10 protein-coding genes are annotated in these 12,875 nt (G+C 41.2%); 1 reads left to right on the plus strand and 9 read right to left on the minus strand.

Features of this window, described 5'->3' with window-relative positions; translation table 11 throughout:
- Position 1: 1 nt before the first annotated feature.
- The 7 genes from AB669_RS07060 to AB669_RS07090 form a co-directional block, all read right to left on the minus strand.
- Positions 2 to 3,268 carry a SusC/RagA family TonB-linked outer membrane protein gene (locus AB669_RS07060; RefSeq protein WP_047798606.1) on the minus strand — a complete coding sequence of 1,089 codons (3,267 nt, stop codon included), beginning with the start codon at positions 3,266 to 3,268 and terminating at the stop codon, positions 2 to 4.
- Positions 3,269 to 3,379: 111 nt separating this feature from the next.
- Positions 3,380 to 4,570, minus strand: coding sequence for an ROK family protein (locus AB669_RS07065; protein WP_047798607.1), 1,191 nt, complete (start codon positions 4,568 to 4,570; stop codon positions 3,380 to 3,382).
- Between the two features lie 154 nt (positions 4,571 to 4,724).
- Positions 4,725 to 5,921, minus strand: a complete 1,197-nt coding sequence (gene lepB / locus AB669_RS07070; RefSeq protein ID WP_047798608.1) for a signal peptidase I — start codon at positions 5,919 to 5,921, stop codon at positions 4,725 to 4,727.
- Between the two features lie 101 nt (positions 5,922 to 6,022).
- Complete coding sequence (gene dapB, locus AB669_RS07075; RefSeq protein WP_047798609.1) at positions 6,023 to 6,757, minus strand: 4-hydroxy-tetrahydrodipicolinate reductase; 735 nt, start codon at positions 6,755 to 6,757, stop codon at positions 6,023 to 6,025.
- 4 nt (positions 6,758 to 6,761) lie between these two features.
- Positions 6,762 to 7,493 (minus strand): DUF5683 domain-containing protein, encoded by a 732-nt coding sequence (locus tag AB669_RS07080; RefSeq protein WP_053058320.1) that lies wholly within the window; start codon positions 7,491 to 7,493, stop codon positions 6,762 to 6,764.
- On the minus strand, positions 7,493 to 8,401 hold the full coding sequence (locus AB669_RS07085) for a ParB/RepB/Spo0J family partition protein (RefSeq protein ID WP_047798610.1): 909 nt from the start codon (positions 8,399 to 8,401) through the stop codon (positions 7,493 to 7,495). Before AB669_RS07085 ends, AB669_RS07080 begins: the two co-directional genes overlap by 1 nt.
- A gap of 7 nt (positions 8,402 to 8,408) precedes the next feature.
- The gene (locus AB669_RS07090) at positions 8,409 to 9,212 is read right to left on the minus strand and encodes a ParA family protein (RefSeq protein WP_047798611.1); all 804 of its coding nucleotides are present in this window, start codon (positions 9,210 to 9,212) and stop codon (positions 8,409 to 8,411) included.
- Positions 9,213 to 9,394: 182 nt separating this feature from the next.
- Between AB669_RS07090 and AB669_RS07095 the strand changes: the two genes are divergently transcribed.
- Positions 9,395 to 9,916 (plus strand): NADPH-dependent FMN reductase, encoded by a 522-nt coding sequence (locus AB669_RS07095; RefSeq protein WP_047798612.1) that lies wholly within the window; start codon positions 9,395 to 9,397, stop codon positions 9,914 to 9,916.
- A 41-nt stretch (positions 9,917 to 9,957) separates the two neighbouring features.
- Here the strand turns inward: AB669_RS07095 and AB669_RS07100 are convergent, their stop codons facing one another.
- Both AB669_RS07100 and AB669_RS07105 read right to left on the minus strand, forming a co-directional pair.
- The gene (locus AB669_RS07100; protein WP_047798613.1) at positions 9,958 to 10,434 is read right to left on the minus strand and encodes an acyl-CoA thioesterase; all 477 of its coding nucleotides are present in this window, start codon (positions 10,432 to 10,434) and stop codon (positions 9,958 to 9,960) included.
- 286 nt (positions 10,435 to 10,720) lie between these two features.
- Complete coding sequence (locus tag AB669_RS07105; RefSeq protein ID WP_047798614.1) at positions 10,721 to 12,874, minus strand: glycoside hydrolase family 97 protein; 2,154 nt, start codon at positions 12,872 to 12,874, stop codon at positions 10,721 to 10,723.
- Between the last annotated feature and the right edge of the window lies 1 nt (position 12,875).

The raw sequence follows: 12,875 nt of genomic DNA on the forward strand, positions 1-12,875 counted from the left end.
GTTAAAAATTTGCCGATAAAGAGAAGCCGAAATTTCTTGCAGCAGCGGTTGAACCAACGTCTACACCTTGGGCCCACCATGCGTTTCCGATGACAGCTTCCGGATCTAGATCTTTAAGTGTCCTGTAAATGTAGAACAGGTTACGCCCGATAAGTGAAAATTTAAGATTGTTAATTTTCATCTTACTGGTTAACGATGCCGGAAATTTGTAACTTAAGGTAATTTCTCTCATTTTGACATAACTGTTATCAAAAATCTCGCCTTCGGTCAAAGATCCTTCACCCCAGTTATAGGTTGTTAAGTAGTAATCAGCAGCTGAGAGAATTTTGGTGTTGGCAGTTCCGGTTGTTTCATTAACCCCAGCCAGGAGTACTCCATCGTGATAAGTTTTACCACCAGAAGTATACGTCAAGCCACCATGTTCGGTATCTCTGAATTCCATAGAGTTCTCTAACATACCTGCACCACGCATGTATTTTAAGTTAGGTGCAACCAGTTGTCCACCTAAACGATAGTCGATGGTAAAATCTAATGCAAAGTTTTTGTAACTTAAGGTATTCGAGAAACCACCTACCATTTTGGGCATGATATTACCTGCTTTTACATACACACTATTATCCATCACATAATATCCATCATCATTGATGATGTAGTTCCCATTGGAATCAGTTTTTCGTGGGCGAATATATATATCACCTAAATTTTCGCCTGCTTTAGCAACGATCTTTGCAGTTGACTGATCAGTTGCAATAGGACTGATTTCTGACATACCGTCTGCTAAAGAAATTACCCTCGATCTGTTTACAGAAAAGTTAAATCTCGTATCCCAACGAAACTTACCAACAATTGGGGTTGCATTCAAAGCTAATTCGAATCCACGGCTACCGATTTCGCCAACGTTTACCAACTGATATTGTGCACCAACTGTACTACTTGTTTGTAAAGAAGTAATCTGGTCCTTAACTTTATTATCATAGTAACTCGCATCTAAACCCAATCTTCCGTTTAAGAAACGTGTTTCTAGACCAAACTCTTTTTCATACTTCATCTCTGGTCTAAGCGTTGAGTTTCCATATCGGCTCGCAGTTAATTGAGATGGAACGGAACCATTGATGGTTTGTAATGACGTTTGCGAATAAACAATATTTGACTGGTATAAAGGGGCAGCATTACCAACCATACCATAAGCAGCACGGATTTTACCGTAATTCCAGAATTTCGGCAATTTCCAGAGATCGCTGAACACAAAGCCTCCATTAACTGAATAATAGGTATATCGGTTATTTTGTGGTGGCAATGTTGAAGCATATTCCTGACGACCAGTTGCTTCTAAAAATAAATAGTCTTTGTAAGAGAAGTTAGCCATGCCGATGTAGGCATATTTAATTTGTGCCCTTCTTATTGAAGATGTTGTTTGAACACCAAATGAGTTATTCAGTGAAAACCAATTTTCAGTTACTAAACCATTTGCTGTGGCAGAACTTTGGTCTCTGTAGTTTTCTTTCCGACCGGTGTAACCACCACTTACTGAAACTTTAAAATCATTACCTATAGTATTCGAGTAAGTAAGCAATGCATCGCCGTATAATATTGAATATTGTCCCTGTGTGGCAGTATAACCCCCTGTACTTGAATTTCCATTGAAAGAAATTGGGTATTCGTTGTACTGATTATTTTCTGTTTTCACGCCGGTATAGTCATTACCAATTCTTCCACGAAGTTTAAGATTTTTGACAATATCGTAATTCAGCGTAACACTTGAAATTAATCGGTTTTCGTTTTCTGTATACTCATTTTTTAACTGTTGCCAATAAAAATCAAGGAGGTTTGTTGCCCGAATGTTATACAGAAAATGTTCTGATCTGGTCAACTGATCATAAATTGCATACTTATAGCCATCACTTGTTTGATATTTTTCTTTCATGAGACCCATATCCTCAGCACGGCTAAAAAATCCACCAAAGGAGCCTAACACTTGTCCTAGCTGGTATGGTCTATTCTTAGTAACTGTATTCACATAGCTTACTACAACATCGGCTGAGAGTTTAGGGCTAAGCTTTATAGTAGAGTTTAAATTAAATGAGTTTTTTGAACCACTATTGCCTTCCTGTGTACCATTATAATCCAAACGTGATGCTGAGAATCTGTAATTGATATCTTCACTTTGTTTAGAAATTGCAATGTTAGCATTTGAGGTATAGCCATCTCTGAAGACATCCCTGTAATTATCAGGCTGAGCAGAATATGAACGAATTGAACCATCCCACCATCTTACTTGTTGTCCTTCCATTTTAGGCCCAAAGTTGGCATAAGCACGAAAGTATGGGCGATAACCCGATGGTGAAGTCGAATCTGCAATCCAGCCTTCTTCTGTAGCCCCATTAGCTAAATTGGTCGCCCTATCATACCCCGGACCATAAGTATTTTGAAAGTTTGGCAAAAACGCTACCTGATCAATAGTACCTTGATAATTGAAATCGATTCCCAACCCTTTACCTTTAACGCCTTGTTTAGTGGTTATAACCACTACACCGTTTCCAGCTTCAGAGCCATACAGCGCTGATGCACTTGCTCCTTTTAGAATTGTCATACTCTCTATATCAGCAGGATTGATATCTAGCAAGCCATTACCGCGAATACGTTGATCGCCCCAGTAGTTATTATTATTTGCTCCATCAGCTCCATTTTGTTGGTCGTTGCGAATGATAATACCATCTACTACATATAGTGGCTGTTGATTGAAACTAATAGAGTTTACGCCACGGATCTGTACGTTTACTGCACTACTCGCACCACCCGGTGCCGTTGTGATTTTTACCCCAGCCGCTTTACCGTAAAGTGCAGATGCAAAGTTGGTGTTACCGGCTTCAGTTAATTGTTTTGCCGTTACAGTACTTACAGCATACCCTAAAGACTTTTCCTGTCTTTTTATGCCTAAAGCTGTACTGACTACACTTACTTCCTGAAGGTTGTTCGCACTTTCAGCTAAGGTAACTGCCAGGGTTGTTTTACCTGCAATCGGCAATTCCTGCCTGGCATACCCAATTGCTGAAAACACCAACACATCCGTTGGGTTTGCTGCGATTGAAAATTTACCAGAGCCGTCGGTTTGGGTAACTTTCGTAGTTCCCTTAACCGATACGCTTACTCCGGGCAGAATGCCGGAAGCGTCTTTCACGGTACCCGTGATGGTTTGTTGTGCATAAGCTGCTACTGTTAATACGGTTAGTAATAGCAAGCTTAAACATCTCATGTAGACTTTTTTCATGATTGTTTAGTTGTTTTGTAAAAGGTTATGTTGTTGGGAGATGTTAAGATTTTTAGTTGACTTTATACGCTCATATCTGGGTCTTTTGGTTTGGTTTATATTGTTTCTTTGTTAATCCATTTGAAGATGTTCCATCATTAAACTTGCAGCGGCAAGCAATTCGGCGCCATCAGTGAGCGTAGATACTTTGATTTCGGTTTGCTCGGCTATCCTGGCAATACAGAATTCATTGATGGCCTGCTGTATGGGCGGCAACAGCATTCTTCCGGCCTTTGCACCTCTTCCGCTTAGTACTATACACTCCGGGTTAAGGATATGGATGAGCGTTGCCAATCCTTTCCCCATTTGGAAAGCCGCCTTTGCAAGTATAGAAACCGCAGCAGGATCCTGCTGACTAACAGCCTCAAGGAAATGATCACTGGCATGTTTGGTTTTATCTGCAAATAATTTTTTCAGACTCGACTCAATACCTTGCGCAACGGCCTGCTCTGCTTTCTGTGTCATTACCAAAAGCGAGGTATCCAGTTGTATACAGCCTCTTTTACCGCATGAACACAGGTTATTGCTTTCAGATAATGGAATATGGCTGAATTCACCGGCGTTCCCTCCGCTCCCGCGATACAACTTACCATTCAGGATCATGCCCAAACCTGTTCCCCACCCGATATTTACAATGAGTACATCAGTCATGTTTTGGGCCTCGCCAAAGTTTAACTCAGCCAGGGCAATTAAACTGGAGTCGTTATCGATGTAGACCGGCAGCTCAATCCCATTTTGCAGGTACTGCTGGATGGTTAGCCCATCGCCCACTTTCAGGTAAGTGTGATTCACCCCTTCATCGGCATTTACAAATCCAGGCATCCCGATGCCAACGCCAAGAATAGCTTCTTTTTCTACACCCGATTTAACGATGCATTCGTTAATAAACGCTACCAGGTCACCAGCATTGCTTGTCTCGGCTGTCATGTCAAATTCCAACAGCTGAACTGGCATGATCATTTTATGCGACAGATTATAAATTGTTAACCTGGTGGTTAGCTGATCCATCGCAATGGCAATAATGTATTTCTTTAAATCGGGATTGATCAGAAACATTAAAGGACGTCTTCCGCCTGTTGAAGGCGCTAAGCCCTGCTCCATAACATACCCATCAGCAATCAGACTATTCACCACGGAGGTGACCAATGGCAAACTTTTATGCGTCAGCTTACTCAGATCAGTAAGAGACAGCACCTTTTTGTAGTACAAATACTTGATAATGTCAGCTTTGAGCCGCTGACTTTTTTCTACAATGATGGACATAAAGTTTGTTGATTAATCAAACTTAATAATTTAATTTAAAACATCAATAAACTTTTTAATTTTTTATAAAAGATAATTTATGCAATGTTATGAAATAAGAAAGGCGAATAATCTTTCGATTATTCGCCTTTTCGTAATTTTTTATAGTATTTTCTTAGTGAATGCCCATGAAAAGCCTGCTCCACCTGATTTTATGCAGTAAAGAAGCCGTGCTATCCCAGCTCATCCATACGAAAAGAGCTTTACCCACGATATGGTCTTCAGGTACGAAACCCCAGTAACGTGAATCGGCTGAATTGTGACGGTTATCGCCCATCATCCAGTAATAATCCATCTTGAAAGTGTAGGTAGTAGCTGGCTTATCATTGATATACCAAACACCATTTACCTGTTCTACCTTGTTTCCCTCATAGGTCCTGATTGCTCTATAATATAAGGGCATGGTGGTACTGTCAATATTAACTGTCCATCCTTTCGACGGCACTTTAATAGGTCCGAAGTTATCTCTGTTCCAGGCGCGCTTAGGATCGTGAGGGAATACACCTCCTGGTTCCGGCCCTACCGGATCGGGACTTAATTCAACCGATGCAACGAAGTCTAATGCCTTTAATTTTTCGGCCATCTCTGGTGAAGCATTGGCGATGTAACTGTTCGCATCGCCTGCCTGCTGCATTGTTCCTGTTTCCAGTCCTATATCAGTAAGCATATTGATATTAAATTCAGTTGATTTGAAAGTAATGCGATACGGCATCATCCCTGTATTTTTAAGTGGCTCGGGCTTGCTGTTTACTGCTGCAACACCATTGCTCATGAAAATGACATCTCCCGGAATGGCGATACACCTTTTGATAAAATTCTCCCGTTTATCCACTGGCCGGTCGACAATGGTGAAGGTACTTCTTACCTGCTCGCGACCCAGGTTGCGCACCAGGTTATAATAGCTGTCTTCCTGATTTTCTACTGCAACGGTATCTCCTTCAGGAAAGTTAAATACCACTACATCATTTCTTTTAATTTTCGATAATCCTGGCAAGCGATGGTATTTCCATTGCACGCCATCCCAATAGGCTTTAGTGGAAGTGGTAAGCGGCATGGTGTGATGTGCAAAAGGAAAAGCTACTGGTGTCATTGGTATACGTGCACCGTAATTTACCTTACTTACGAACAGGAAATCGCCGATTAGAAGCGAACGCTCCATTGATCCCGAAGGAATTGTGTAGGCCTCGATAAAAAACACCCTGATAATAGTGGCAGCAACAACCGCAAAAACAATTGCGTCTACCCACTCACGGGTTTTGGTTTTTTTCTTTTTAGGAGTGTCTTTCTTCCTTTGCCAGAATTTGTAATTCATATTTTTATTTGTTGGTTAACGGTAAATCCGGTAACTATTATCTGTATGTTATGGTTAACTGGTAGATTCGTTAACCGGTTAACGGGTAATGAATGCCCTTCTTATTCAAATATATCAGTAATACTGAAAAATCCTTTTTTGTCTTTCACCCATTCTGCGGCAACTACTGCGCCTAATGCAAATCCGGCCCTGCTGTGTGCGGTATGCTTAATTTCAATATCATCCACTTCGCTGCTGTAAATTACGGTATGCGTACCCGGGATGTTCTCAATCCTATGCGATTCGATTAATAGCTGTTCTGTTTTCGGGAACACCTCTACATCTTTGCCAACCTCTTCATTTAACCATTCCGATTTACGCTCCACGTTATCGAGTATGCCTTCAGCCAGCGTAATTGCTGTACCACTTGGCGAATCGAGCTTTTGGGTGTGGTGAATTTCTTCTACCTGTACCTCATAGGCCGGATATTTATTCATCAGCTTCGCCAGTGTCTGGTTCAGTTTGAAGAATAAATTAACGCCAATACTGAAGTTAGACCCGTAAAGCAGGGTATTGTTACTGCTATCGCAATCATTCTTCACTTCCTGAAGTTTTCCATACCAGCCGGTTGTACCTACGACAACGGGAACATTGGCATCAAAACAAGCATCGATATTACTTAAAACAGAATCCGGTGTACTAAAGTCTATGGCCACATCGGCAACCTTTAAGTTTTGCCTGGTCAACTCTTCCCGGTTATCAATTGATATTTTTAAAACGATTTCATGGCCGCGTTCAAGTGCAAATTTCTCAATAATCTGCCCCATTTTGCCATAACCTAAAAGCGCAATTTTCATAATATTAAAATGTTAAGGAAAGTTTTAAAGCTGGTGTAGCATTAAAACCATACATACTGTTAGAATTGATCATTGATGGCATCACCCTGAAGGTGAGGTTATCATCAATGTTAAAATAATGCAAACGTGCAGAAACGTAGGCATCAATAATATTGGCTGCATATAGCAATCCGTAAGAAAATAGTACAATCTGCGAGTTCCGCTTAGTGGTGCTTTTGGCAGATAGAATACCGGCGCTGGAAAACCCGGCGAGTGAAGGATTAGTATTATTTGGTCCTCCTGCGGCGAGAATTTCCCTCGCCTGTGCTTCCTGCAAATACATTTTGTAATCCTTACGATTCTGAATATACGATAAGGTTAACACGGTTGCCCCTCCATAAATTGCAGCGATTTTCCCGCCGGTGTACACCTTCTGCCAGAACTGACTTTTACCTGCCCGGGTTCCGTAACCATCATTCAGAATCTGAATGTTGTACAACTGCCCCCAGCCGGGAATGATCATGGATCTGAAAACAGCCTTTCTTCCGGCAACCTTACCCGGATTAACGTACTTTGCCTTCATTGAATCCTGGCGTGACATTGGTTTTGCTGGCTTAGCAATCTCTGAAGAAGAGTTACGCTTTAACCTGGTGGTATCTGCGCTTTTCAATACAGTATCCTTTACCTGAGCAAATGCCAGATTTACACCAATACATGTAAATAACGAAACCAGTACTAAAAGCTTAATCCTCTGCATTACCAATCCAATAGCTCTAAAATCCTGTTCAGGTCATCATCGCTCATAAAAGGAATTTCAATTGCGCCTTTGCCATTCTGCGTTACTTTTAGCTTTACGCGGGTAGCGAATTTAGAAGCTAAATCATCCTGTAGTTTTTGGTATTGGAAAGATACTCCGGCAGACTTCGGTTTATCATCGGTTTTAACTGGTGCATGTTGTAAATTACGTACCAGTTCTTCCACTTTTCTTACAGATAAACCTTTCTCCAGGATTTCCTGGTGAATAAACAATTGTTTGTCTACACCATCCACGTTGATTAATGCGCGTGCATGTCCCATTGAAATCCGCTGATCGCGGATGGATGCCTGAATCGCAGGCGGAAGTTTTAACAAACGAAGGTAGTTAGTTACAGTTGTTCTGTTTTTGCCAACGCGCTCTCCAAGTTGTTCTTGTTTCAGGCCTACCTCATCGATCATTCGCTGAAAACTTAAAGCGACCTCGATTGCATTCAGGTTTTCTCGTTGAATGTTCTCAATCAGTGCCATTTCCAGCATTTGCTGGTCGTTAGCACTCCGGATATAAGCCGGTATTTGCGTTAAACCAGCCAGCCTTGAAGCCCTGAATCTGCGTTCGCCTGATATTAACTGATATTTATTGGCACCCAGTTTTCTAACTGTGATGGGTTGGATAAGCCCCTGAACTTTGATTGAATCGGCCAGCTCATTTAAAGCGACCTGGTCAAACTCTGTTCTTGGCTGATATGGATTGGTTTCAACCTCATTTAAACTTACATGACTGATATTACCAATCTGCTCGGTTTCGCTCACTGCATTTACAGTTTGCTTTGGTGGATGAGTAGATTCGCTATCATCTAAAAGCGCACTTAAACCTCTACCTAAACCTGTTTTTCGCTGAAAAGATGTCATCTATAAATTATAATGTTGCTGTTCCTATATTTTCTTCTTCTCTCAACAAGCCGTTTTTCTTAACGATTTCGCGCGCAAGATTCAGGTAATTGATGGCTCCCTTGCAGTTTGCATCGTGCATAATTACCGAAACGCCATAACTTGGTGCCTCACTTAAACGGGTATTACGCTGAATGATGGTTTCGAAAACCAGCTCGTGAAAATGGGTTTTTACTTCTTCAACCACCTGGTTAGACAAGCGTAAACGCACATCGTACATGGTTAACAAAATTCCCTCTATTTCCAGTTCAGGATTTAAACGGTTCTGAACAATCTTAATGGTATTTAACAATTTCCCTAGTCCTTCTAAAGCGAAATACTCGCACTGGACAGGAATGATAACAGAATCGGCTGCCGTTAAGGCATTTATCGTAATTAAACCCAGGGATGGAGAACAATCGATAATAATGAAATCGTATTGGTCTTTGATCTTTTCTAAAACCGCTTTCATTTTATATTCACGGTTATTGAGGTTGATCATCTCAATTTCGGCACCAACTAAATCAATGTGTGCGGGCAGTAAATCAAGGTTGGGCGTATCTGTTTTCTGAATAGCCTGTAAGGGATCTATATCGTTGATGATACATTCATAGATACTATCTTTAATATTGCGGGGATCGAAGCCAATGCCTGAAGTTGAATTAGCCTGAGGATCAGCATCTACCAGTAAAGTTTTGTATTCAAGTACGGCTAAACTCGCAGCCAGGTTTATAGATGAAGTTGTTTTACCAACACCACCTTTTTGATTTGCTAATGCAATAATTTTGCTCATCTATCTATCCGAAATTTACTAAACGTTTGTAAGGGCGTTATTGGTTTATGCCTTTTTATCGGCAAAAAGTCCTATTTTTGCGCTGTTTACGCCCTTTTTCTCAATCAGCTAAGATACAAACTAAATGGCAATATCAGCAATAAGGGTATTTGCGTTTTAAACATCTTATTAACAATTATCAAATGATAACAATAATAGCCGCGACCAACAGACCCAATAGCAATACGCTAAAAATTGCTAAATATTACCAGCAGCAGCTTAAAAATAAAGGTGTAGAAGCAGGAGTATTCAACTTAGAGCACCTCCCTGCAGATGTTTTAAATACCGATATGTTCGGTAAACGCTCTGAGGCGTTCCAGAAAATCCAGGATATGATTTCAGAAACAGATAAATTCCTTTTTATAATGCCTGAATATAACGGAAGCTATCCGGGCGTTTTAAAGGTGCTGATTGACGCCTGCAATTATCCTGATAGTTTTTACGATAAAAAAGCCGCACTTGTAGGCATTTCTTCAGGGAAGTATGGAAATATTCGTGGTGTAGATCATTTTACCGGCGTTTGTCATTATATCCATTTGCATGTTTTACCGCTGCGCCTGCACATTCCCAACATCAAAACTGAATTGGACGCCAGTGGGAACCTGATTAAAGAAGATACCATCCAATTTACAAACGAACAGATCGAAAAGTTCATCAGGTTTTAGGATGAGGCACATGCCTGAATGAGCTGTAAATCCCCTTTCGCTTAAACGATATAGGGTTCCATTTCTTTGTCGATGCTTTTGCGTAGCTCCATCAGCTTAATGGCATAGCCATGCATGGCGAGCTCTTTCTCCGTTTTAGGCTTAAACGCAGGAATGGTTTTGGGCTGTCCGTTATCATCTACGGCAACAAATACAATAATACAATGGGTATTTTTAACAAACTCTGACTGGCCAACAGGCTTGGAGTAGGCATCCACAGCGATGTGCATACTGGTTTTGCCGGTGTAAATGATGCGCGCTTCCATTTTTACGAGGTGCCCGATGTGTACGGGTTTAAAAAACCGGATCCCGCCAACATAAATCGTTACACAGTAGGAGTTGCTCCATTGCAGGGCACAGGCAAAAGCTGCCTGATCAATCCATTTCATCATCATCCCGCCATGCACCTTGCCCCCATAATTGACATCGGAAGGTTCGCTTAAGAACTGTAGTTCGATATGATTTTTTGGTTTTGCCATGATTGTTGATTCCCGCAGATTAAGGTGATTTACACAGAGTATTTTGCTGACAGCAATATGCAAAAATTATCATTTTTATTGAAACAGTTTATTTACCCTTACCTGAATGATTTTTTTCATCATACAGAAATCTGCGGAATTGGCGTAATCTGCGGGGGCATAAACTTATTTTATAACTCCCGCAGATTAAAGTGATTTACGCAGATTATTTTGGTGACGGCGGCATGCAATTTTTTTTCATCATACAGAAAGCTACGGAACTAGCGTAATCTGAGGGATATAGATACTATTTTGCTATAATGCTGATCGCGTAACCTCCGCCAGGGGCGCAATTAAGTGTTAATTTTGTTTTGCTGGTCACTTCCATTTTGCGGATGGTATAGGCTTTGGGATTCGTTTCGTAGTGCGCATCCTTCGCATCCGCATAAATGGTTGCCGTATATTTTTTCCCGGCATCTAAAAAGCCGAAGTCGATTTTCGAGGTACGGGCAATTTCATCATTCGTGCGACCAACGAACCAGTTATTTTTTCCCTTGGCTTTACGGGCAAAAGTGATATAATCACCAGGTTCAGCTTCTAGAACTTTGGTATCATCCCAATCCACCGCAACATCTTTGATGAACTGAAAAGCATCCATGTATTTATTATAGGTTTCCGGTAAATCGGCAGCCATTTGTAAAGGGCTGTACATCGTAACATACAGGGCCAGCTGACGCGCCAGTGTACTGTGCACAAAAGAATTATTGTCGGGATTGTAAGCACTCACCCTGGTTTCAAAAATCCCGGGGGTATAATCCATCGGACCGCCAATTAGCCTGGTGAAAGGCAGAATGGTGGTATGATCGGTATTGTTGCCGCCAAAAGCCTCATATTCTGTACCACGGGCAGACTCATTGCCTATTAAATTCGGGTAGGTGCGGGCCAAACCTGTTGGGCGAACAGCTTCGTGGGCGTTCACCATAATTTTATATTCAGCAGCTTTCTGGATGGCATACAGATAATGGTTGTTTAACCACTGGCCATAGTGATGCTCGCCACGGGGAATCATGTTTCCTACATAACCGCTTTTAACCGCATCATAACCATTTGCTTTCATAAACTTATAAGCCGTATCCAGGTGCCGCTCATAATTACGTACCGATGAAGAAGTTTCGTGGTGCATGATCATTTTGATCCCTTTGCTCGCCGCGTAGCGGTGTAATTCCTGCACATCAAAATCAGGATAAGGCGTTACGAAATCAAAAACATAATCTTTTGTTTTGCCAAACCAGTCTTCCCAGCCTTCATTCCAGCCTTCAACCAAAACAGCATCCAGTCCGTTTTTGGCGGCAAAGTCAATATACTCTTTTACATGTGCAGTATTGGCAGCATGCTTACCATTTGGCTTTGTTTTCGAATAATCAGTTACCCCTAACTGAACACTGGTTAAATCATTGTAGGCCCAGGTGCTTTTGCCGGTAATCATTTCCCACCAAACCCCTACGTATTTTGTTGGTTTGATCCACGATACATCTTTAAACCTGGTAGGTTCGTTAAGATTGTATGTCAGCTTTGACGTTAAGATATCACCAGCCTTATCGCTTACGATGATGGTTCTCCAGGGCGATAAACACGGCGCCTGCATATAACCCTTATCCCCTATTGCATCGGGTGTTAACCAGGATTCTAATACCATGTTTTTATCATCAAGGTTTAGCGACATTAAAGAATAGTTGATCAGCGCAGCTTCGTGGATGTTGATATACAAACCATCTTTGCTTTTCATCATCAAAGGGGTTTGCAAACCTGTTGGCGAGAAAGTTGTTTGCGATGCGTTGGGCGTTACGGCGTCTTTCATTTTACCCCGCACTTCAGATAAATTTGAGGTTGTAGTGCTGTACTCCTGCGTATCATAATCACCTGGCAACCAGAATGCTTTATGATCGCCCGCTAAGGCAAACTGTGTTTTTTCTTCTTTAATAACGAAGTAATCAAGGTTTTTCTGCTCAGGAAATTCATACCTGAAGCCTAAACCGTCGTTGAACAATCGTAAACGAACAATGATATAGCGATTGCTTGCTTTTTGTGTAAGGGTTACCGCCAGTTCATTGTAATGGTTTACAATTTCCTTTACTTCTCCCCAAACCGGTTTCCAGGTTTCGTTAAAAGCGGTGGTTTTAGTATCGCTGATGGTAAAACCGTTGGTTAAATTTTTTCCATCTTTGAGCTCCAAACCAAGCTTACTGGTTTTGATAACATCTTTACCTTTATACTTCAAACTGTACGTTGGCACACCGCCTTCTGCTAAAGAAAAATTAGCGATCAGGTTGGCATCCGGTGATTTTAATTGCTGACCGGAAACGTTCCCGGAAATAAGCAAAATGCAAATGAATGCCAGAAGGTTAGAGAGGTTAAGCACTTGGGTATTGTTTTTATTCACTTTATATAATTTAGGTATCATT

The organism is Pedobacter sp. BMA (assembly GCF_001027745.1).
GTDB lineage: Bacteria > Bacteroidota > Bacteroidia > Sphingobacteriales > Sphingobacteriaceae > Pedobacter.

Excerpts from the sequence above, each read along its gene's own strand:
- AB669_RS07060 (WP_047798606.1), bottom strand. The coding sequence starts at position 3,268 with ATGAAAAAAGTCTACATGAGATGTTTAAGCTTGCTATTACTAACCGTA.
- AB669_RS07065 (WP_047798607.1), bottom strand. The coding sequence starts at position 4,570 with ATGTCCATCATTGTAGAAAAAAGTCAGCGGCTCAAAGCTGACATTATC.
- lepB (WP_047798608.1), bottom strand. The coding sequence starts at position 5,921 with ATGAATTACAAATTCTGGCAAAGGAAGAAAGACACTCCTAAAAAGAAA.
- dapB (WP_047798609.1), bottom strand. The coding sequence starts at position 6,757 with ATGAAAATTGCGCTTTTAGGTTATGGCAAAATGGGGCAGATTATTGAG.
- AB669_RS07080 (WP_053058320.1), bottom strand. The coding sequence starts at position 7,493 with ATGCAGAGGATTAAGCTTTTAGTACTGGTTTCGTTATTTACATGTATT.
- AB669_RS07085 (WP_047798610.1), bottom strand. The coding sequence starts at position 8,401 with ATGACATCTTTTCAGCGAAAAACAGGTTTAGGTAGAGGTTTAAGTGCG.
- AB669_RS07090 (WP_047798611.1), bottom strand. The coding sequence starts at position 9,212 with ATGAGCAAAATTATTGCATTAGCAAATCAAAAAGGTGGTGTTGGTAAA.
- AB669_RS07095 (WP_047798612.1), top strand. The coding sequence starts at position 9,395 with ATGATAACAATAATAGCCGCGACCAACAGACCCAATAGCAATACGCTA.
- AB669_RS07100 (WP_047798613.1), bottom strand. The coding sequence starts at position 10,434 with ATGGCAAAACCAAAAAATCATATCGAACTACAGTTCTTAAGCGAACCT.
- AB669_RS07105 (WP_047798614.1), bottom strand. The coding sequence starts at position 12,874 with ATGATACCTAAATTATATAAAGTGAATAAAAACAATACCCAAGTGCTT.